The organism is Kitasatospora xanthocidica (genome assembly GCF_014656195.1).
In the GTDB taxonomy this organism is placed as follows: domain Bacteria; phylum Actinomycetota; class Actinomycetes; order Streptomycetales; family Streptomycetaceae; genus Kitasatospora; species Kitasatospora xanthocidica.
Genome location: NZ_BNBY01000030.1, coordinates 49,906 through 71,246, shown reverse-complemented (window position 1 = coordinate 71,246; position 21,341 = coordinate 49,906). Strand labels below are relative to the sequence as shown.

At 74.9% G+C, this 21,341-nt stretch carries 17 protein-coding genes; 9 read left to right on the top strand and 8 right to left on the bottom strand.

Going from position 1 to position 21,341, the window contains the following annotated elements; genetic code table 11:
- Positions 1-3: 3 nt before the first annotated feature.
- The 3 genes from IE332_RS33880 to IE332_RS33870 all read right to left on the bottom strand — a co-directional run bounded on the left by IE332_RS33880 (position 4) and on the right by IE332_RS33870 (position 7,091).
- Positions 4-4,566, bottom strand: coding sequence for a hypothetical protein (locus tag IE332_RS33880; protein ID WP_189924059.1), 4,563 nt, complete (start codon positions 4,564-4,566; stop codon positions 4-6).
- Positions 4,567-4,597: 31 nt separating this feature from the next.
- The gene (locus IE332_RS33875; RefSeq protein ID WP_189924057.1) at positions 4,598-5,473 is read right to left on the bottom strand and encodes a hypothetical protein; all 876 of its coding nucleotides are present in this window, start codon (positions 5,471-5,473) and stop codon (positions 4,598-4,600) included.
- Positions 5,474-5,615: 142 nt separating this feature from the next.
- Positions 5,616-7,091 carry a hypothetical protein gene (locus tag IE332_RS33870; protein ID WP_189924121.1) on the bottom strand — a complete coding sequence of 492 codons (1,476 nt, stop codon included), beginning with the start codon at positions 7,089-7,091 and terminating at the stop codon, positions 5,616-5,618.
- 272 nt (positions 7,092-7,363) lie between these two features.
- On the opposite strand from IE332_RS33870, the gene IE332_RS33865 reads away from it, so the two are divergent.
- From IE332_RS33865 to IE332_RS33845, 5 genes are all read left to right on the top strand, one after another.
- Positions 7,364-8,503 carry an IPT/TIG domain-containing protein gene (locus IE332_RS33865; protein ID WP_189924055.1) on the top strand — a complete coding sequence of 380 codons (1,140 nt, stop codon included), beginning with the start codon at positions 7,364-7,366 and terminating at the stop codon, positions 8,501-8,503.
- A 252-nt stretch (positions 8,504-8,755) separates the two neighbouring features.
- Positions 8,756-9,280: a hypothetical protein gene (locus tag IE332_RS33860; protein ID WP_189924118.1), complete on the top strand. Its 525-nt coding sequence runs from the start codon at positions 8,756-8,758 to the stop codon at positions 9,278-9,280.
- A 166-nt stretch (positions 9,281-9,446) separates the two neighbouring features.
- Positions 9,447-10,211, top strand: a complete 765-nt coding sequence (locus IE332_RS33855) for a LamB/YcsF family protein (protein WP_189924053.1) — start codon at positions 9,447-9,449, stop codon at positions 10,209-10,211.
- 56 nt (positions 10,212-10,267) lie between these two features.
- A complete protein-coding gene (gene pxpB, locus IE332_RS33850) occupies positions 10,268-10,918 on the top strand; it encodes a 5-oxoprolinase subunit PxpB (RefSeq protein WP_229929125.1) in 651 nt (216 codons plus the stop codon).
- 96 nt (positions 10,919-11,014) lie between these two features.
- Positions 11,015-11,545, top strand: a complete 531-nt coding sequence (locus IE332_RS33845; protein ID WP_189924051.1) for a hypothetical protein — start codon at positions 11,015-11,017, stop codon at positions 11,543-11,545.
- 196 nt (positions 11,546-11,741) lie between these two features.
- Here the strand turns inward: IE332_RS33845 and IE332_RS33840 are convergent, their stop codons facing one another.
- A complete protein-coding gene (locus IE332_RS33840; protein WP_189924049.1) occupies positions 11,742-12,665 on the bottom strand; it encodes an aminoglycoside phosphotransferase family protein in 924 nt (307 codons plus the stop codon).
- An 84-nt stretch (positions 12,666-12,749) separates the two neighbouring features.
- Positions 12,750-13,520: an alpha/beta fold hydrolase gene (locus IE332_RS33835; RefSeq protein ID WP_189924047.1), complete on the bottom strand. Its 771-nt coding sequence runs from the start codon at positions 13,518-13,520 to the stop codon at positions 12,750-12,752.
- Between the two features lie 136 nt (positions 13,521-13,656).
- Between IE332_RS33835 and IE332_RS33830 the strand changes: the two genes are divergently transcribed.
- Positions 13,657-14,190, top strand: a complete 534-nt coding sequence (locus IE332_RS33830; RefSeq protein WP_189924045.1) for a PadR family transcriptional regulator — start codon at positions 13,657-13,659, stop codon at positions 14,188-14,190.
- A gap of 96 nt (positions 14,191-14,286) precedes the next feature.
- Here IE332_RS33830 and IE332_RS33825 read toward each other — a convergent pair whose 3' ends face one another.
- Positions 14,287-14,871 (bottom strand): DUF4396 domain-containing protein, encoded by a 585-nt coding sequence (locus IE332_RS33825; protein ID WP_189924043.1) that lies wholly within the window; start codon positions 14,869-14,871, stop codon positions 14,287-14,289.
- Between the two features lie 144 nt (positions 14,872-15,015).
- On the opposite strand from IE332_RS33825, the gene IE332_RS33820 reads away from it, so the two are divergent.
- Both IE332_RS33820 and IE332_RS33815 read left to right on the top strand, forming a co-directional pair.
- Complete coding sequence (locus IE332_RS33820; protein WP_189924041.1) at positions 15,016-15,711, top strand: class I SAM-dependent methyltransferase; 696 nt, start codon at positions 15,016-15,018, stop codon at positions 15,709-15,711.
- 252 nt (positions 15,712-15,963) lie between these two features.
- Positions 15,964-16,806 carry an undecaprenyl-diphosphate phosphatase gene (locus IE332_RS33815; RefSeq protein WP_189924106.1) on the top strand — a complete coding sequence of 281 codons (843 nt, stop codon included), beginning with the start codon at positions 15,964-15,966 and terminating at the stop codon, positions 16,804-16,806.
- 110 nt (positions 16,807-16,916) lie between these two features.
- Here the strand turns inward: IE332_RS33815 and IE332_RS33810 are convergent, their stop codons facing one another.
- Positions 16,917-18,428 carry a HEAT repeat domain-containing protein gene (locus IE332_RS33810; protein ID WP_189924039.1) on the bottom strand — a complete coding sequence of 504 codons (1,512 nt, stop codon included), beginning with the start codon at positions 18,426-18,428 and terminating at the stop codon, positions 16,917-16,919.
- Between the two features lie 287 nt (positions 18,429-18,715).
- Between IE332_RS33810 and IE332_RS33805 the strand changes: the two genes are divergently transcribed.
- Positions 18,716-19,339 (top strand): hypothetical protein, encoded by a 624-nt coding sequence (locus IE332_RS33805; RefSeq protein ID WP_189924036.1) that lies wholly within the window; start codon positions 18,716-18,718, stop codon positions 19,337-19,339.
- Between the two features lie 132 nt (positions 19,340-19,471).
- On the opposite strand, the gene IE332_RS33800 is transcribed toward IE332_RS33805, so the two are convergent.
- Positions 19,472-20,953, bottom strand: coding sequence for a DNA-binding protein NsdB (locus tag IE332_RS33800; protein ID WP_189924035.1), 1,482 nt, complete (start codon positions 20,951-20,953; stop codon positions 19,472-19,474).
- Positions 20,954-21,341 lie beyond the last annotated feature (388 nt).

Below are 21,341 nucleotides of genomic sequence, written 5' to 3'. Positions count from 1 at the left end.
AGTTCACGGCTGCGCGGGAACCTCCGCGGGGCGCTTGAACATCCGGGTGGCGGTGATCTCGCCGTGGATGGCCGGGCCGTCCGGGTCCTGCGCGGCCGGCAGGCCGGGGCGCAGGTGCTCCTCGACCGAGATGTACTTGAGGCCGGCCCGCAGGTCGGCGTCGTTGCGCAGCCGGATCACCAGCGGGAACTCGGCGAGCGCGGTGGTGTCGAACAGGCCGGTGGTGTAGATCAGCTGGACGCCGAGCGCGTCGGCGACGGCGCGCTGGAGCTCCAGCAGGTAGGTGGCGTTGGCCCGGCCGATCGGGTTGTCCAGGAACAGCGTGCCGGCGTGCCGCAGCTGGGACTGGCCGCGGTCGTTGGCGCGCAGCGCGGCCATCGTGCAGTAGAGGGCGATGGCCGCGGTGAGCAGCTGGCCGCCGGAGAACACGTCCGACATCTGGCCGACGCTGACCCGCTCGGCGCGCAGCACCGCGTCCGGCTTGAGGATCTCGACGCTGACGCCCTTCGGGCCGATCGCGGCCGCGACGCCGCGCAGCAGCAGGGACATGCCGTCGCGACGCAGGTCGCTGTTCTTCTTGACGGCCGCGCGGGTGGCCTCGTCGATGACCTCGCCGAGGCGCTCGACCAGGGTGGCGTGGTCCGGGTCCTCGAAGCGGATCCGGAGGAACTCCTGGCCGGACCACTCCCCCAGGCCCTCGGGCAGCCGGGACAGCCGCTGGGCGGCGCGCAGGGTGGTGAGCGAGGACTCCACCAGGCCGCGCAGGCGGTCCACGATCGAGCCGCGGTTCTTCTCCAGCTGGACGAGCTCGTCGGTGAGCACCCGCAGCCGGGGCGCGAAGGCGGCGGCCCAGCTCGCGGCGTGCTCGGGCAGCGCCGAGGCCGGCAGCTCCCGGATCTGCTGGCGGGCGGGGGTGCGGACGGCCTCGTAGCGGGCGGCGTTGGCGTGCCGGACGAGGGCGTCGGCGGTGTCGCGGACGGCGAGTTCGGCGCTGGACAGCTCGCCGGCGGCGGTGCGCAGGCCGCGGCGGGCGTCGGTGGCGCCGGTGCGGGCCTCGGCGAGCGAGCCGAGGTACGGCTCGACCGGGTCGTCCGGGTCCTCCTGGTGGTCGCGCAGGCCGTCGCGCAGCTGGCCGGCCAGCTCGTCGAAGTCGGCGGCGGCGGCCTGGGCGCTGTCGAAGGTGCGCTGCAGGTCGGCGTGCGCGGTGCGGGCGTCGTCCAGGGCCTCGCGGCGTTCGGCGAGGCGGCTGGTGGCGGTGCGCAGCAGGGTCTGGGCGTGCTCCGGGTCGGTGGGGACGAGGTCCTCGGGCAGCTCGGTGTGCGCCTCGCCGTCGGTGGGGGCGGAGCGCTCGGCGTCGCCGCGCAGGCGGCCGAGCTGCTCGCTGGCGGCGGCGGAGCGGGCCTCGATGGTGGCGACCAGCTCCTCGGCGCGGGCGGCGGCGGCCTGGCGGGCCGGGCCGTCGGCGCCGTCGGGGCTGCCGAGCAGCTCCTCGGCGCGGGTGCGCACCTTGTTGGTGAGCCGGTCGAGTTCGGTCGCGGCGGCGGCCTCGTCGCCCTCGGCGCGGGCCTGTTCGGCGCGCAGGTCGGCGCCGACGCCGACCTTCTCGTACAGCTGGGAGGCGGCGCGGTAGGCCTCGCGCAGGGTGGGCAGCGCGACGGGGGCGGTGTCGGCGGGCTCGTCGGTCTGCTCGGCGGCGGGGATCTCGGCGCGTTCGGCGCGCAGCGCGCGGGCGGTGCGGCGGGCGTCGTCGGCGGCGCGCTGGGCGGCGCGGCGGTCCTCGTCGCAGGTGCGGGCGCGGTCGGCGCACAGGGCCTGGCGGCGGTCGCACTCGGCGGCGTCCTCGGCGAGTTCGCGCTGGCGGCGGGCCCAGGTGGCGCGCTCGCGCAGGCGGAAGGCGAGGCCGGAGAGGGCGTCGGCGCGGCGGCGGGCGCGCTGGGCGGCCTCGCGGTGCTCCTCGTGGGCGGAGGCCGCGGCGGCGTGGTCGGTCTCGGCCTCGTCGTGGTCGGCGCGCAGGGTGGCGAGGGCGGCGGCGGACTGCTCGGCGTGTTCGCGGGCGGCTTCGGCGGCGGCGGCGAGTTCGGCGAGGGTGCCGGGCGGGCAGCTGGCGTGCCAGGAGGCGAGGCGAGCGGCGAGGGCGCGGTCGGCGCCGAGGCGGCCGGCGAGTTCGCGGATGTGCTCCTCGCGGGCGCTCGCCCGGGCGCGCAGGTCGCGGCGCTCGTCGTCGGCGGCGGACTCGTCGTGCATGGCCGGGTTCGGCGGCACGAGGAAGAAGGCGGGCTCGTCGGTGATCGGGGCGATCAGCGAGGCGGCGGCGCCGACGGCCACGGTGGAGCGCGGCAGCAGGGCGGCGGACTGCAGGGCCTCGCGGGCGCGCTCCAGCGAGGACGGGTCGGTGACGACGACGCCGTCGACCAGTTCGGGGCGGGCGGCGAGGATCGCGTCGTGGTCGGCCGGGTCGACGGACTGGGCGAGGTAGCGCCAGCCGGGCAGGGCGGGGATGCCGTGCTCGGCGAGGTACTCGACGGTGGCGAGGACGTCCGGTCCGGGCGGCAGCAGGCCGCCGTCGCCGAGGGCGGCGAGGATCCGGGAGTCGTCGGCGGCGGCCGTGCGCAGGTCGAACAGGGTGCGCTCGGCGGTGGCGATGGCCTCGTCGAGGAGTTCGCGCAGGTACTCGGCGTTGCGGTCGAGGACGGCGGGGGTGAGGAAGCCGGCGTCCTCCTCGGCGTCTTCCTGGTACGGGGTGAGGGAGAGCAGGTCGGCGAGGCGCTGCTCGGTGGCGAGCAGGGCGGCGGTGCGCTGTTCGCCGGCCAGGGACCGGGCGGCGGCCTTGCGGGCGTCGCCGGCGCGTTCGGCGGCGAGTTCGGCGCGCGAGGTCGCGGCGGCGGCCTCGCGCAGCCGGGCGGCGGAGGCCTCGGCGGCGGCGCGGGCCTGGGCGAGCCCGGCGGCGGCGGCCTTCTCGACGTCGGCGGCGTGCAGCGCGGCGCGGGCCGGGTCCACGTCGCCGTCGGCGTCGATGAAGCCGGCTTCGACGGCGGCCTCGGTCTCCTGCTCGACCTCGGCGAGGCGCTGGCGCAGGTGCTCGGCCTCGCTGCGGGCCTTCTGGGCGGCGGTGGCGGCCTCGGTGGCGCCGGTCTGCGCCGTGGCACCGTCCTCCTGGAGCTCGCCGGCGCGCTGCTCCTCGGTGTCGGCGCGGGACTCGGCGGCCGCGGCGGCGGCCTCCAGGGCGCGGGCGAGGGCGGTCGCGGCGCGGGCCCGGGCGGCGAGCGCGGGGGCGGCGTCCAGCTCGGCCTCGCGGATGGCGGCGGCGACCCGGGTGACCCGGTCGGCGGCGGCGCGCTGGCGCAGCACCGCCTCGGCGGCCTGCCAGGCGGAGTGCAGGGTGCGGGCGTCGATGAGTTCGCGGCGCAGCGCGGCGGCTTCGGTGGTGGCGGCGGCGAGGCTCAGGGTGGCGTGCCGGTGGGTGAGTTCGTCGGCGATCAGGCTGTGCCGGGTGCGGTCGGCCTCGGCGGCGGTGACGGCGCTCGCGGCGGCGGAGACCTCGATGGCGAGGTCCTGGGCGCGGTCGCGTTCGGCGGTGGCCCGGGAGGCGAGGGCGTGGGCGAGCCGGCGGGTGCGGCGCTCGGCGGTGCGGTGGGCCTCGCGGACGGTCTCGCGGGCGGTGGTGGCCTCGGCGATGCGCTCCAGGAGGTCCAGCGAGCCGGCGGTGAAGTCGCGTTCGGCGGTGAGTTCGGCGCGGCGGCCGAGCTTGGCGGCGAAGCCGTGGACGAGGTCGGCGAGGCCGTCGGTGTCCCGGGTGTCGGTGACGGCGCGCAGCAGGAGGTCGGTGAAGTCGCTGTCGTGCTTGACCGCGAAGAGGCCGGCCGCCTCGCCCTCGTCGGCGTTCATCTCGCGCTGGTAGCGGAAGAGTTCGGGGTCGAGGCCGAGCTCGCCGAGGTGTTCGGTCCAGCGGTCGTGGCCGTCCTCGAAGACCAGGTCGAGGTGCGGGTGGGCCTTGCCGGCCTCGGTGAGGGCGTCGCGGAAGCCCTTCATGGTGCGGCGGCGGCCGCGGGCCTTCTGGTCGCCGGCCAGGCTGATCCGCTCGGCGACCGGCAGGGAGTCGAGGGTGAGGCCGGGGCCGGGGCGGAAGGAGTACCAGGTCTCCGCGAACTTGCGGGGGTCGGAGGAGACCTGGCGGCCGCGCCACTCGCTGACCTTGCCGACGACGATCGGCTCGCCGGTGACGGTGTGCTGCCACTCCAGGGCGACGTGGCCGCAGTCGTCGGCGAGCAGGAACTTGCGGAGCACGCCGGAGCTGGCGCCGCCGAGGGTGTTGCGGTGGCCGGGGAGCATGACCGAGAAGATCAGCTTGAGCAGGACGGACTTGCCGCCGCCGTTCTCCAGGAAGAGCACGCCGGCCGGGGCGGGGCGGCGGACCGGGCCCTCGGTGTCCTCGCCGAACAGGCCGATCTGCTGCGGGGCCGGATCGGAGACGGGCTCGCCGACGCCGCGCAGGTCGAGCACCGTGTCGGCGTAGCGGGCGCCGGCCGGTCCGATCGAGTAGAGGCGGACCCGGTTGAGCTCGTACATGTGCGGCGGTTCTCCGTGGCTGAGGGTGTGGTCAGAGCGAGTGGAACGGCAGGCCGGCGTCGGCGACCAGCTCGTCCGAGGTGTCCGGCGGCAGCAGGCTGGCGGTGCCGTCGGAGACCGGGACGACGCCCAGGTCGAGCAGTTCGGCCATGGCCGCGCTGCCGGCCAGGTCGCGGACCTGGAGCTGGTAGCGGGCGGTGGTGCGGTAGGTGCCGCCGGAGTCGTCGGAGACCTTCTGCAGGAAGCCGGAGTCGACCAGGAACAGCACGGCCTTGGCGACGATGCCGATGGTGGAGCCGGAGAGCCGGCGGGCGTCCTTGGTGGCGCCGGTGGCGGTGCGCCGGGCCCAGACCCGCCAGGCGGCCTCCAGGCCGGGGGCGTCGGACTGCGGGTCGGTGTTGGCGCCCTCGGCGTCGGCCTGCTCCTCCAGGCGGCGGCAGGCCTGGCGGACGAAGGCGTCGACGCCGTTGACGGTGATCCGGCCGAGGTAGGTGTCGTCGGCCAGGTCCTCGGGGCGGGGGAAGGCCATCGCGGCGACGGCCAGGTGGGCCAGGCCGTGCAGGAAGCGGTCGGTGGACTCGGAGGCGGCGCGGCGCGAGTAGTCGCCCATCCGGACGGCGAACAGCGAGTCCTCGGCGGCGGCCACGGCCATGCCGGCGCGCGGCGAGACCTCCAGGACGACCAGGCCCATGCCGGTGGCGATGGCGTCGGCGAGCCGGGCGAACGGCGGGTCCTCGCGGTGGCGGCGCACGAGCTCGGCGTACTCGACGTCCCGGGCGGGCAGCAGCTTGGCCTGGAGGCCGAAGGAGACCAGCCGGGCGGCGTCGGCGACGTCGGCCGGGGTGATCGGCGCGGGGGCCGCCGGTTCGGTCTCGGTCGCCCAGGACGCGTCGTGGTGGGTCGTCACGGGCGGTGCTCCTCGGGGGTGGCGCGGTGCTTGCGGTCGGTCGGGGTGGTGGTCTGGGTGGTGGTGTGGGTGCTGGGCGGTGTGCTGGTCACGGTGGGTGTCACGGTGGAGGTCTGTCCGGGCCGGTGGCCGGCGCGGCCGGTCAGCCGGCGTCCTTGCGGTCGGCGGCCATGCCGACCGCGTCGAGCAGGGCGCTGCCGACGATCAGGTCGGCGCCGCCGAACTCCCGGTCGCGCAGCGGGGTGCCGTCGTCCACGGCGAACAGCAGCCGCTCCTCGCCCTGGCGGTAGGCGGTGCCGACCGGCGGGCTGGCGGCGTGCACGGCGAGCAGGGCGACCAGGTACGGCAGGTCCGGGTCCTGCTTGCGGGCGTCGGCGAGCAGGCCGGAGAGCCGGCGGGGGGCGTCCGGCGGCAGGTCGAGCAGGACCAGCGCGGCCTCCAGCTGGGCCTCGGAGAACCGGCTGTCGTCCGGGGTGGCGACGAGGTCCGGGTCCGGCAGCTCGGCGCCGAGGTGCTCGCGCTCGACCGGCGGGGTGAGCAGCAGGTCGACCAGGTCGGCGACCCGGACCGAGGCCGGGGTGCGCAGGCCGGCGCCGCGGGCGAAGAAGGCGTCGGTGGGGCGGACGGCCTGCTCCACCGGCAGCCGCAGTACGGGGGCGAGCAGTTGCCCGTACAGGTCGATGCCGCTGCGGGCGCCGGGGGTGGCGAAGGCCTGTCGGTCCTGCTCGGCGCGGAACAGCGGGCCGGCCTCCAGCAGGCGGGTCTGCAGCTGGGTGTGGCGGCGGATGCAGTCCTTGACGATGTCGACCAGCTCGGCGGCGCGGCGCTTGTGCTCGGGGTCCTCGGCCTCGTCGCGGGCCTTGCGGATGTTGGTGAGAATCGCGTTCTCGTGCCGGTAGCGGTCGGCGATGTGGTCCAGCGCCTCTTCGATGAGGTCCGGGATCGCGCGCATCCAGTCGACGGCCCGGACGTTGCGGCGGGTGGCGTCGAGGGCGCGGCGCAGCGTCTCGGCGAACTGGACGGTGCGGTAGCGGGCCTGCTCGGCGGCGAGCTGGGCGTCGGCCAGGCGGCCGCGGCGGATCAGCACCTCCAGCTTGACCTCGGCGGCGATCTGGGCCGAGGTGACGTCGGTGTCGAGCGCGCCGACCAGGACGTTGACCGCCTCGTCGGTGGTGCGCAGGTAGACGCCGCCGTCGGGGCCGGGGACCTCCTCGATCAGCTTGAAGTCGTAGTCGCGGCGGACGTACTCGCCGTCCGCGCCGAAGGTGCCGTAGACGGCGCGGAAGCCGCGGTCCACGCTGCCGACGTTGATCAGCGACTCCAGCACCCAGCGGGCGACCCGCTCGTGCTCGGCCGCGGGGCGGCCCGCGGCCTGGGCGGCGACCCGGGGCAGCAGCCGGGCGAGGACTATCTCGCGGTCGGCCCCGGTGTCGAAGTCCATGTTCAGGGTGACCAGGTCGATCGCGGCGAGGCCGACCTCGGCCATCGCGTAGCCGCCGTACTCGCCGGCCAGGTTGACCTTGCGGTTGTCCAGGTCGTGCAGCGGGGCGGTGCAGGCCAGCGCCTTGAGCCGGCGGGCCAGGCCCTCGTCGGCGGCGGGGCCGGGCGCGGGGCGCACGACGGCCGGGCCGGCGGACGGGACGGCGGCCGGACCGACGGACGGCCGGAGGCCGGGCTCGGTGGGCGGGTCTGCGATGGCGGTCACGGAGGACAAGATTAGAGGTTCGCACCGACATCGACCGAAACGGACCTTGCGGACCGGCACAACGGCAGGTGAGCGGCCCTCCGGAGATCATTTTCGGAACGTGGTTTCGACGGAATCCCGCCATTCTCGAACCAGCATTCGAAAAACCGGTGAGGGCGGCGCAATGGTTCGGTGATGATCGACCTATGATCACCCGACTGGCCAAAGCGGGCGTTGCCGCCGCGCTGTCCGTGACCACCCTCACCACCGGTGCCGTCCTCACCGCCGGCACCGCCGCGGCCGCGACCCCCAAGGGCTCGACGCCCAAGGTCTCGGCACCTGCGATCCCGGCCCCCAAGGCCTCGACGCCCAAGGTCCCGACACCCAAGGTCTCGACGCCCGCGGTTTCGACTTCCGCGCAGCACGTGACCGTCTCGCAGAGCGGGAACTACCCCGGCGGCTTCTTCACCACCGGCAACATGTCGGCGAGCTGGGTGTCCGCCGGCAGCGCGGACCTGACCGGCCCGACCCACTTCACCGTCGACCTGCCGCCCGGCGTCACCACCGACGGCGCCATGTTCTACTCCACGCCGTACGACTACACCTTCACCGAGACCCTCTCGCCCGACGGCCGCCACCTGGAGGCCGTCCTCACCGGCACCCGGGTGGTCGGCAAGAGCGAGTTCATGAAGCTCAACCTGCGCACCACGCCCGGCGTGCCGATCACCGGCGTGATCACGGTGACGGCCGCCAACCCGAACGACACCGACCCGACCGGCCACGTCTCCCGCTACGACCTCGGCACCGGCGGCTACCTGCCGGCGACCGTCCAGGCCGCCCCGGCCGTCACCGGCCTCGGCACCACCACCGGCCCCGGCACCGGCGGCACCGCGGTGACCGTCAGCGGCAGCAACCTGGCCCACGGCATGGTGCTGGTCGGCGGCGTCCCCTCGGGCGGCAGCTGCACCGACACCGCCTGCACGGTGACCACGCCGGGCGGCTCGGGCAGCGTCCCGGTCAGCGTGGTGACGCCCGGCGGCACCGCCACCGCGACGGCCACCTTCGACTACACCGGCGCCACTCCCCCGGCCCCGCCCGCGCCCTCGGTCAGCAGCCTGTCCCCGGCGAGCGGCCCGGTCGCCGGCGGGACCCGGGTGAACGTGATCGGCAGCAACCTGACCTACGGGACGGTCGCGTTCGGCGGCGTGCCGGCCACCCACGTCTCCTGCGGCCCGTCCTTCTGCACGGCCACCGCTCCGGCGGGCGCCCAGCCCGGCCCGGTGAACGTCACGGTCACCACGGCGGGCGGCACCAGCGCGTCGGCGACGTACACCTACACGGCGTAACACCAGCACGGTCGGTGCCCGGGTGCTTCGGCACCCGGGCACCTTCGCGTTTCCGGGCGCCTTCGCGTCCCCGGGCGGCGCCAGGGGGTTCCGGGGATCACCTGGAGGCAAGTTGAACATGTTCAAAAGAAGGGTCTAGAGTCGGTTCCGCGCAGGCGGGACAAGGATCCGCCCGCAGTTCGGCACGCCGGTCCGCCCGGGGTGCCCGGCACGGAGGTGTACGCGGTGGACAGAGTGGACGAGGTTCGCGACATGGACGGCGACCCCGCGGTCGTCCTGCGCAGGGTCCGGCGCTGGCTGTGGTTCTTCCTGGTCTGCCTGGTGCTCAGCGGCCTGACCGCCTTCCCCCTGGAGACCGAGACCCGCCTGCTGGTCGACTTCGTCACCGGCCCGGCCGCCCCGCTGACCGACCACTTCCCCGCCGTGACGGCCTGGTTCGAACGGGTCCACACGGGCATCGCCGAGACCGACGAGCGCTACCCCTTCCTGGCCTACGGCACCGACTGGCTGGCCTTCGCCCACCTGGTGATCGCCGCCGCCTTCTGGGGGCCGCTCAAGGACCCGGTCCGCAACATCTGGGTGCTCCGCTGGGCCGTGCTCGCCTGCGGGGCGGTGATCCCGCTGGCGCTGATCTGCGGGCCGCTGCGGGGGATCCCGGTGGTGTGGCGATTCATCGACATGTCGTTCGGCGTCTTCGGTGTCATCCCGCTGCTGATCGTGCTGCGGGCCCTCCGTCCGCTGGAACGTTCCTTCCCGGAACCGGCGCCCACCCGCTGAGCCGGTCCGGCCCGTACGCCCCCTGTGGCGCCGCCCCGGGGCGTACGGGCCGGGTCACACGCCGTGGGGCTCCCCGGGGGCCCGGGCCACGGACAACGGCCTTCATCCGCAGGCCCTACCATCTGGCTCAACAGCTGCTGGGAGGCGGACGGACGTGGCCGATGCGGTGATCGATCTCAATGCGGACCTCGGCGAGGGGTTCGGGCGCTGGACGCTGACCGACGACGAGGCACTGCTGTCCGTGGTGACCAGCGCCAACGTCGCCTGCGGCTTCCACGCCGGGGACCCGTCGACGATGCGCCGGGTCTGCGCACTGGCCGCCGAGCGCGGCGTCCGGATCGGCGCCCAGGTCTCCTACCGCGACCTGGCCGGCTTCGGCCGCCGCGCGATGGACGTCCCGCCGGAGGAACTCGCCGACGAGATCGCGTACCAGATCGGCGCCCTCCAGGTGTTCGCCCGCGCCGCCGGCTCCAAGGTCTCCTACGTCAAACCGCACGGCGCGCTCTACAACCGGGTGGTCACCGACTCCGACCAGGCCGAGGCCGTGGTGGCCGGCGTGCTGCGGGCCGGCGCGGTCTGTGACGGCCCGCTGCCCGTCCTCGGCCTGCCGGGCTCCCGGTTCCTCGAGGTCGCCGAGGGAGTCGGACTGCCGGTGGTCACCGAGGCCTTCGCCGACCGGGCCTACACCCGCACCGGCACCCTCGTCCCGCGCCGGGAGCCCGGGGCGGTGGTGCACGACCCCGAGTCGGTGATCACCCGCGCCGTCGACATCGCCCGGGACGGCTCGGTGGAGTGCGTCACCGGCGAGCGGATCGCCGTCGAGGCCCGCTCGCTCTGCGTTCACGGCGACACCCCCGGCGCCGCCCAGCTCGCCTGGCGGGTGCGCGGCGGCCTGGCCTCGGCCGGGGTCCGGGTGGAGGCGTTCACGTGACGAGTGGAGGCGTTCACGTGACGGCGGGAGGCGGCGTGATGGGGTCGGGAGGCGGCGTGACGGGGTCGGACGAGTCGGTGCGACCGGTCGGCGAGGTGCGGCGGGTCGGCGAGGGAGCGCTGCTGGTCGAGCTGCCCGGGACGGCCGAGGTCGCGGCGCTGTACGGGTGGCTGCGCGAGCAGCGGGAGGCCGGGGTGCTCGGCGAGGTCGAGGAACTGGTGCCGGCCGCCCGCACGGTGCTGCTGGACGGCGTAGCGGACGTCGACGCGGTGGCCCGGCTGCTGCGCACGGCCCGTCCGGCCACCGCCGAGACGGCACGCGGACCGCTGCTGGAGGTCCCGACCGTGTACGACGGCGCCGACCTTGCCGAGGTCGCCGCGCTGTGGGGGGTGTCCGCGGAGGCGGCCGTCCGGATCCACACCGAGCCCGAGTACACGGTCGCCTTCTGCGGCTTCGCCCCCGGCTTCGGCTACCTCACCGGCCTGCCCGCACGCTACGACGTCCCGCGCCGGGCCACCCCGCGCAGCTCCGTCCCGGCCGGCTCGGTCGCCCTGGCCGGCCCGTACACCGGCGTCTACCCGCGCTCCTCCCCCGGCGGCTGGCAGCTCATCGGCCGCACCGCGCTCCCCCTGTGGGACACCGACCGGGAACCGCCCGCCCTGCTGGCCCCGGGCGTCCGGGTCCGGTTCACCGCTCGGCGGGCGTGAGCGGGTGGCGGGCGCGAGCGGATGGCGGGCCGCCGGGTCCGGTGCCGGGTGCAGGGCCGCCGCTGCTCTGTCAGAGGCGCTCACTAGACTTCGAGGGTGATCGAACTCCTCGACAACCTGGACCTGTTGACGCGCCGGGACCTCGACCTGACGACCCTGACGATGGGCGGCGTGGCCTTCGGAGCCCCGGCGGCCGACGTCCCGCGCGGACTGATCGTCGACGCCACGGCTCCCGTCGTCGCCCGGCGCAGGAGCGGGGACGACATCGAGCCCGAGTTCGAGGACCGCGGCGGCCGGGTGCTGACCCTGGCCCAGGTGGTGGACGACGCCGTCCGCTCGAAGGGCTTCCTGTACACCGCGGACGACCTCACCTACCGGATCCGATCCGGGAGGGTCGTCGGCTTCGCGATCTACGGCCCGCGGCTGGCGCACTTCTCCGGGCTGTCCTCGTACCAGGAGTTCCGCGCCGCGTTCGGCACGCCCGACCGCGTCGAGACGGACGAGGAGCCCGGAGGCGGCGAGCACACGGCCTACTGGCACCACTACTCGGACCCGCGCAGGTGCGCACGGTGGGACGCCGGGTCCCACCGGGTGAGCCTGGTCAACCTGGGCGAGTTCGACGACTAGAGGCTGCCTTGCCGGTGCACATAGCCAGGCCGCGCCGACGATCAACAGATGCTCTGTGGCTCCGCGAGCCAGGCGATTCCGTCCGTCATGCAGCTGATCCTGCCGCACCACACCGACACCCCCACCCCGAGCCGCCTGACTGTCCCGGACCGCTGCGGGAGCTGCGGAAGGCCGTGGGAGCGCCGGGGCTTCAGCTTCAGCGCCCCAGGAGCACCTCGGCGACGGCCTGTTGGGCGGGGTCCAGCTCCGTCCGGCCCTCCTCGGCCGTCCAGGCCGCGTTCTGCAGCACCCGGGCGAGCGTCCAGGCCGTCGCGACCCCGCGGTCCAGCTCCAGCGCCTCCGTCAGGAGGTCGAAGCGCCGGTGCACCGCCCGGGCGAGGTCGCCGGTGGCCACCACGTCCTCCCAGCGGTTGCGCAGCGCCGGGAGCAGCTCGAAGCCGGGGTGCCCGGCGAGCGGCTTGGGGTCGATGGCCAGCCAGCCGCCGCGGCCGCTCTCCGGGAGCGGGGCGAGGACGTTGCCGTAGTGCAGGTCCCAGTGGAGCAGCCGGTCGCCGGGGTCGCCGCACACCTCGCGGAGGGCGGCGGTGCAGTCGGCGAGCAGCCTCCGCTCGTCAGGGTCGCCGAACGCCGCGACGGCGGCCGGGGCGCGCTCCAGCAGCCCTCCGGAGATGTCCGCCAACATCCTGATGCCCGAGGGCGCTTGACGCTTCGTCAATTCGGCCAGCAGCTCGGCGATCACGCGCAGTGCCACGAGGTCGTCGGGTACGGCGAGGAGCGAGCGCGCCGAGTCAAGCCGCTCCAACAGCAGGGCGCCCGAGGCGGGTTCGTGGTCCAGCAGCCGGACGGCCCCGCGGCCGCGCCAGGCGCGCAGGGCGAGCGGTTCGCCCGCCGTCTCCTCGTCCACGGGCTGCAGCTTGAGCGCGGCAGGCCTCCCGTCGGCGCGCAGCACGGGCAGCACCAGCCCGACGACGCCGTGTGCGGTCGGGCCGTCCGGGCGCAGCTCCCAGCGGTCGAGCAACTCGTCCGCCAGAGCGGGCAGTCGAGCCGCCCAGGCGAGACCGTCCGCGCCGCGGAACTCCTCCAGGGACGCGGCCAGCGCGGGCGGGACGTCGACGGGCATCGGGCGGGCTCCTCTCGGGCACTCCGCCCAGCCTAGGCCCTCCGGCTCCTGGGGACCGGAGGTGGCCGGGCAGGCGCCCCGGGTTCAGCCCAGGCCGAGCGCCTCCGCCGCGGCGGCCGCGAAACCGTCCGGGTTGTCGAGCATGATGTTGTGCCCGCAGTCCGGGACGGCGACGACCCGGACCCCGGCCGCGCGGAGCCCGTCCGCGCCGGCCAACTCGCCGTCCTCCGCCGGGTGGAGGAAGGTGCGCGGGAGGTCGAGGCCGAGCAGCAGCTCGCGCATGGTCGGCCGGGTGGCCCGGGCGAGGTAGCAGGCGCTGCGGTACAACGCCTCCGGGCCGGCCAGCCGCATGGTGGCCCACCAGAACGGGCCGATCCGCTCGGCGACCTCCGCCCGGCCGCCGGCCAGGAACTCCGCCTCGGTGTAGCCCGCGATGCCGCTGCTGCCGGGGCGTCGCCGGTCGGGGTCGACCGGGTCCAGATTGGCGTCCACCATGACCAGCCGCGACACCAGTCCGGGGTGCCGGTCGGCGAGGACGATCGCGATCGCGCCGCCCATGCTGTGGCCGACCACCTCGACCCGGTCCAGCCCGGCCGCCCGCACCGCGGTGGCGACCGCGTCGGCGTGCTCCTCGACGGTGTACCCGAAGTCCGTCGGCCGGTCGCTGATGCCGAAGCCGAGCAGGTCCATCAGCAGTGAACGGCGGCCGGCGAGCAGCGGATGGGTGGCGGCGGCCGCGAAGTAGACCGGCGAGGTGGCACCCAGTCCGTGCAGGTAGAGCCGGGCGGGCTCGGCGCCGGGCAGTTCGACCCAGCGGATCAGGTCGCCGTTGGGGGTGACGGGGGCGTGACGCATCGCGAGGACTCCTCTGACAGGAACGCAGGAACACGGGGCACTGAGGCCCGGGCACATCGGAACCATACCTCGATGCCGAGGTATCTCACATGCGAGTTACCCTCGCCCCGAGGGATCGCCATGAGAAGGTGGCCCCATGCTCAAGCTCGCCATCCTCGGGTTCCTGTACGACCGGCCGCTGCACGGCTACGAGCTGCGCCGCCACCTCTCCGCACTCGCCGGGCACGTCCAGCCGATCAGCGACGGCACGCTCTACCCCGCGATCAAGCGCCTGGAGACCGCCGGACTGCTGGTCCGCCGGACCGAGCCCGGCAGCGCCGCCGCCCCCCGGCACACCCTGCACCTCACCGAGGCCGGCCGCGCCGCACTGCTCGACCGGCTGCGCGAGCCGGAGGCGCTGGACATCAGCGACGAGAACCGCTGGTTCACCCTGCTCGCCTTCCTCCGCCACCTGGCGGACCCCGCCGCCCAGGCCACCGTGCTCCGCCGCCGCCTGGCCTTCCTCTCCGAGCCGGCGAGCTTCTACTACGACGGCGACCGCCCGATGGGCGCCGAGGAGTTCACGGACCCGTTCCGACGCGGCCAGCTGCTGATCGCCCGCGCCACCACCGAGGCCGAACTCGGCTGGCTGCACGCGACCTTGGCCGAACTGGAGGGCGGCGCGCGGTAGCGGGCGAACGGACGAGCGGGCCGGAACGCGCCGCGGCCCGTACCGACCGTCGAACGGTCGGCACGGGCCGCAGGCGAGAGGTTCCGGCGCCTCGGATCAGTGCTGGTGGTGGGCGTGCACCAAGGCGTGGCCGCGCCCTCGGCCGATCATCCACTTGTTGACCGGGACGGTGAGGGCGAAGGCCAGGGCCAGCGAGCCCGCCAGCGCCACCCAGAACAGCAGGTCGCCGAGGCCCGCGTCCATCGCCCCCGGGACGGTGACCATCACGGTGTTGTCGATCAGCTCCATGACCAGGATCGACACGGTGTCGGCGGCCAGCGCGACCTTCACCGCGGCGCCGACCTCCAGTCCGGCCTTCAGCACGCCGCGCATGGTCAGCGCGTAGCCGAAGACGAAGGCCAGGACGATCGAGATCACCACGGTCGCACCGTTGTGCAGACCGAAGGCGGTGCCGAGCACCATGCCGAGGATCTCGCCGATGGCGCAGCCGGTGAGGCAGTGCAGGGTCGCCTGCGCGGCCGTCCGCCAGCTCGTTCCGCCGCTGTGAGCCTGGTGGTGGCCGTGCGCGCCGTGCTGCTCGTGCCCGTGCTGCCCGTGGTCGTGGTGCTCGTGCCCGTCGTGGCCCTCGTGCCCCTGGTGCCCGTCGTGCTGGTGGTGCTCGTGCTGTGCGGGGTGTGCCATGTCGTCCTCCGCGTGCTCCGACGCCCGTCCGGCGCCGTCTCCCTCACTCCGTCGATGATCGAAGTTATACCCCCATGGGGTATCCGGCAAGCCCTTTCCGACGCCCTCTTTCCCCCCGGGCCCATCCGTGCTCGGATGACGGGCATGGCAGACGACCGACGCAAGGGCTACGACGGAACCGGCGAGGGCGCGATCACCCCGGACGGCTGCGCCGTCGAGGTGTGGAGCCGCCTCCCCGTGGGCGACGCCCCGGACGTCATCGAGGCGGCGGTGCCGCCCGGCGCCCGTATCCTCGAACTGGGCTGCGGCGTCGGCCGGATGACGCACCCACTGACCGACCGCGGCTTCACCGTGACGGCCGTGGACGAGTCCGCCGAGATGCTGGCCCGGGTCCGCGAGGAGGTCCGCACGGTGCGCAGCCCGATCGAGGCGCTGGACCTCGGCGAGCGCTTCGACGTCGTCATGCTCGCCTCCTTCCTGGTGCACGCGGGCGATGTGACGGTCCGTCAGCGACTGCTGGAGACCTGCCGCCGCCACGTCGCCGAGGACGGCTGCGTACTGGTGCAGCGCGAGGGCGAGGACTGGCACCTCAGCCTGCCGCGCGAGACCGCGATCGGCCCCGGCGCGTGGTCCCGCCTGGTCTCCGCCACACCGGTCGGCGACGGTGTGAACTCCGTCCGCTGCGAGTACACGTTCCCGGACGGCGTCTGGACCCAGACCTTCCTGTCCCGCCCGCTCAGCACCGCGGCGTTCGAGCGGGCGCTGTCCGAGGCCGGCCTGACGGTCGAGCAGTACCTGACGGAGGACCGCACCTGGGTCCGGGCCCGGCCCTCGTCCTGACCGGGCTCCGGCCCTGCCCCCGGTGGGGAGGGCGCGCGTCCCGCCCCGGGGAGGGCCCGCGCGCAAAGGCCGAACAAAGGGTGAACAAAGAGCTGTCACTTTCACCCCGTACCATCAGCCGCGCGCCGGTCCCGCGCGCGGCCCGCGGGCCGGGCGGGTCGCGGTCGTCCGCACGCCCGTTCCGACCCGCAAGGACCCGCCCATGCCGCCCCTGCCCTCTGCCCGACGGATACCCCCGGTGGGTGCCCGGTGATCGAATGGTTCCACGGGGCCGTCCTCGGCCTGATCCAGGGGCTCACCGAGTTCCTCCCGGTCTCCTCCAGCGCCCACCTGCGGGTCTTCTCCGCGCTGCTGGGCTGGGACGACCCGGGCGCCGCCTTCACGGCCGTGACCCAGCTCGGCACCGAGACGGCGGTGCTGATCTACTTCCGCCGGGACATCGCCTCGATCGTGAAGACCTGGGCGCGGTCACTGGTCCGTCGTGAGCTGCGCTCGGACCCGGACGCCCGGATGGGCTGGTTCGTGATCATCGGCACCCTGCCGATCGGCATCCTCGGCAAACTGTTCCAGGACACCATCGAGACCCACCTGCGCGACCTGCGGATCATCGGCACCACGCTGATCGTCTTCGGCCTGGTCCTGGCCTTCGCCGACCGCACCCGGGCCGTCCGCAACGCCCGTCCGATCAGTGACCTCACCCTGCCGCACGCGGGCATCTACGGCTTCGCCCAGGCGCTGGCGCTGATCCCGGGCGTCTCCCGCTCCGGCGGCACGATCAGCGCGGGCCTGCTGCTCGGCTACAGCCGGGAGGCGGCGGCCCGCTACTCGTTCCTGCTGGCGATCCCGGCGGTGCTGGCCTCGGGGACGCTGGAGCTGTTCAAGATCGGTGAGGGTCCGGCGCCGGCCTGGGGGCCGACCATCCTGGCGACGCTGATCGCCTTCGCGGTCGGCTACGCGGCGATCGCCTGGTTCCTCAAGTACATCTCGAGCCACAGCTTCATGCCGTTCGTGATCTACCGGGTCCTGCTCGGCGTCCTGATCATCGGACTGGTGGCTGGCGGCGTCCTGCTCCCGGACGCGGGCTCGGTGAAGTAGAACCACGTTTCAGAACCATTTCGGATCCACCCCCCGAACGGCGGCGGAGCCACACAACGCAGTGGGCCGGGACACCGTGTCGGTGTCCCGGCCCACTCAGCGTTGAGGACCTACCTCCCGGGCTCCCGGGCGGCGGTCAGGCGGCCGCGTACGGCGGCGTGGACCTCGGCCTCCTCGGCCGGGTCGGCGGCGAGCCTGCGCAACCGCTCCAGCACACGCGCGTCGCCCGTGGTGGCGACATGGCGCGCGGCGAGCTCACGCGTGGACTCCTCGCAGTCCCAGAGGCACTCGACGGCGGGCCCCTCGGGAAAGTGCACGTCGGTGGCGGCGAGCGCCTTGGCGGCGCGACCGCGCAGCTCGGAGGAGGCGGCCTCCCCGTAGATGTGGCGCAGGACCGGTACGGCGTCGGCGGCGGCCAGCCGCCCCGCACCGTCCACCAGCGACCCGAGCCCGGTACCGCCGACCCCCCGCACGGAGACCCAGCGGCGCAGCCCGGCGACCACCAGCGGCCCGTCCTGCGGCTCGCCGGCGTCGGCGAGCAGCTGGACCGCGGCCTCGCCGAGGGCGCTGTCCGCTCCCCCGCTGGCCGGATCGGCCCAGCGGCGGGCCTGCGCCAGCACCTCGGGGCCGCGCATCCGGCCCAGCAGTTCCAGGGCGGACCGGACGATCCGGTCGTCCACGTCGGCGGCGGCGGCCTCGATCAGCTCGACGGCGGCCGGATCCCGCTGCTCGACGAGGTGGCGCAGGGCCGCGCGGCGGGCGCCGGGCAGGCCGTCGCGGGCGGCTTCCAGCAGCAGCGGACGGTCCTCGGGCCGGACGACGGCGGTGAGGCAGCGGGCGGCCGCGGCGGCGCGGCGGTCCACCGCGTCGGGGCCGCTCGGGGAGTCGGTGTCGCGCGCGGGCTCCGGGCGGGCGTCGGGCCGGCCGAGGAAGGCGCCCACGCCGAGGCCGCCCAGTTCGCCCTGGTCGGCCCAGGCCAGCACGTCCGCGGTGGACCAGCCGGGGGTGACGCCGCTGCGGTTGATCTGGCGTTGCCACAGGTCGAAGGGGGACTGCTCGCTGGCCGCCGCCACTCTCGGGTGGTAGGCCGCCCACAGCCGCCAGGGCCGGGGCTCGTACGCGTTGCGGATGAACTCGCGCAGCTCGGCGTCGCCCTCGGGGCCCGGCGGGAAGTGGTCGAGCACGGCGGTGCCGAGCAGCAGCAGGCCGCGGTCGTCGTCGCGCAGGGCGAGCTCGTCGAGGGCCCAGGACCAGTTGGCGCCGGTGGCGGCGTACTCGCGCAGCATCAGCAGCGCGTCGCGCCGGCCGTACGCGGCGAGGTGGCCCAGGACGGAGAGGGCGAGGCCGGTGCGGGCCTCGTCGTCGCTGACGAGGTCCTCGGCGGAGTGGAGGTGGTCCTCGATGCCGTCGAGGGGGGCCTCGAGCTCCATGTAGAGGCGGGCGTAGTAGAGGGAGCGGCTCTCGACCTGCCAGTCGGCTCGCGGATCCCTGGTGACACATTCCTCCAGCGCGGCGATGGCCTCGGCACGGTCGGCGGCCAGCGCATGGAGCTGCCCGTCACCACGGCCTCGCTGAAGGAGGCCCAGGAGGCTGGCGCTTGGTGCTATCACTGGCTCGAACATGAGGTCAGCATCCGTTGCGGCGGTCGGAGTGGCAACGGGATTTCCGTCGCCGGGGTCTCTGGTCGGTACTGCGGTGGGCGCCCGGGCGCCGGAATCACCGAAGGTTACCGCCTCGCGCACCCGTCCGCACACAGGGCGACGAGGCCCACTGCCACAGTGGCATATGCCAGGGGAATTTTGCCTGCGATCTGTCCAAATCGCCCACAGGGGTGAGGACGCTGTGCGACAGTCTTCTCACAACCCGACGACCCGCACAAAGCGGGCCGAACCCGAGCGATGGACCCGCCATGAACATGCCCTTAGGCGCCGCCCGCCCGCCGGGCACCGCCACGGTGGACGGCGCCCCGGCGGGCGCGACCGGCTCCGGCACGACCGGCTGCGGCACGAACGCCGGCGGAGCCGCCGGTGCCGCGGGCACGGCGGGCCGCGCCGGCGGCGGAACAGGCAGCGGCAGAACGGGCGACGACGGCACCGGCGGCGACGCCGACGGCGGAACGGACGGCAGAGTGGACGGCACGGCGCGGGAGCCGTCCGGCCCCTACCTCGGCGACGGCGGCGAGCACGGCGGTGCCCCCGGCGGCGAGGTCGTCCTCGGCTCCGCCGAGTGGGACCTGCAGACCGACGGCATCAAGTGGAACGCGGAGACCTACGTCCTCCTCGGCTGCGACCCGGAGCGCGGGCCGCTCAGCCTCGACCGGCTGCCCGACCGCCTTCCCGAGGCGGACCGGCCGCTCCTGCGCCGGATGATGACCGACGCCCTGGTGCACGGCCGCGTCGCCGCCGGCACCCTGCGGATCCGCCGGCCCTGCGGACGGCACGACAGCATCGAGTGCGCGGGCGAACCCGTCCTCGGCGCGGACGGCACCGTCACCGCGCTGCGCATGCTGCTCCGGCCGGCACCGCCGGACTGAGCCCTCGCGCCACCGGGCCGAAGCGCGGCACCGACCCACGGCACCGACCCACGGCGCCGAACCGCGCTGCCGGACCGCACCGCGCCACCGGACCGAGGGCCACGCCGGGCGCCCGCGCGCCGGTCCCGCTCCTCAGGTCAGCCGCGGCCGGTTCTTGGCGTCCGCCGCCCGCAGCTCCCGCCCCAGCTCGGCCCGCAGCTCGTCCACCACCGGCAGCCCCCGGTAGGCCGCGGTCAGCCGGTACATCTCGCGCAGCCGGTCCCAGGTCCGGTGCGAGGAGTTCTGGCCGATCAGGTTCATCACCATCTTGGCCTGCAGCTCCGCCGCGTCCGGCTCGCCCGTGATCAGGTGCACCGAGGCGAGGGTGATCCGGTCGAACAGCGCCGAGCGCAGCTGTCCGGTGCCCTCCCGCAGCGTGATCACCCGTTCCGCCTGCTTGCGGGCGTCGGCGGCCGCCCCCGGGTCGTGCTCGGCCAGCGTGCGCAGCACCAGGGCCTGCATGCCGCGCAGTTCGGCCTCGTCGAACACCTGCATCCAGGACGGCGGCGGCTCCGGCGAGTCCTCGGCGAACAGGTCCTCGGCCTCGCCGAGCAGCCGGTAGGTGTCCTGGGAGTGCCCGATCGAGGCGTGCGCCCAGGCCTCGACGGTGTTCAGCATGGCGCGCGTTCTGGGCACCAGCTGCCCGCCGGCCGCCTTGGCCGCCGACATCAGGTCGAGCGCGTCGTCGGCCCGGCCCAGGTGGACCATCTGGCGCGCGGCCCGGGAGATCGCCTCCCCGGCCCGCGGCCGGTCCCCGGCCTCCTTGGCGGCCTCGGCCGCGATCATGAAGTACCGCTGGGCGGTGGGCTCCAGGCCCACGTCGTGCGACATCCAGCCCGCCAGCACCGCCAGGTTGGCCGCGACCAGCCACAGCCGCTGCTCGACGGCGGCCGGGTGGCGGTGCGTCAACAGGCCGCCGACCTCGTTGAGCTGACCGACCACCGCCTTGCGCTGCAGCCCGCCGCCGCGGGCCGCGTCCCAGGCCCGGAAGACCTGCACCGAGTGCTCCAGCGACTCCACCTCGTCGAGCCCGACCGGGCCCGCGTCGTACACGTCCACCACCGGGCGCGCGCCGCTCCCGGCGACCACCTGGCGCGGCCCGGGCGCCGAGGCCGCGTACGCGACCGCGTCCCCGCCCAGCCAGCCCTTCAGCGAGTCGGCGATGACCGCCCCGGCCGTGAGCGCGGCTCCGGCGCCCACCAATCCACGTCGGTTCAGCATGAGGTCCATTCCCGTGAACTCGGTGAGGACCGCGGCTGTTCGATCCGGCGACCATGGCACTGCTGCGGACGGCTCCGCTCCGGACCTGGTGGGCCGGTGTCGTTCCAGACCGAGGTCCTCAGTGGTGACGACACGGCCGAGCCGCTCCGTGAACACGGCCGCCAGCACCCTCGGCACCGGATCGCGCGGGATCTCCCCCTGCTCGATCCAACGCCGTACCCTCGACGTGTCGGTGGACAGGTGCATCTGTCCCATCGCGGCACCCCGGCGGTTGACCAGCCGCGCGAGTTCGCCCTTGGACCATCCGGTCAGGACGAACAGGTCGGCGAGTCGGGTGTTGGGTCCCCTGCTCAATGAAGCCCCCAGGTTCCTCGGCTTCCTCCGAGGCTAGAGGCTCGGGCAAGTGCCAGGCGAGCATTCGCCACCGTTCGCCAGGGCCCGCCAGACTACTAAGCCAGTGCCCGACGGGTGTGTTGTAGGGGTGCGCCACCTCGCCCCCGGGTCGGGCGGCGTCCCACCAGCGTCGGGGCAGTCCCCCGACGGTGTCACGGGACGCTCCCGGTTCTCACCCGAGGGGGTGGCGCGGCCGGGTGGCGCGGGAGCGCCGGGCACGGCCACGGCACGGTCCGGCCGACCGCATTCCCCAGGGTGCGGACGGTCGGAGCACCGCCGAAACAGGGGTTCCTGACCCCGCGTCCGTGCCCGGCGCCCGTGCACCACCCACCGCACCGCACGCGGCACC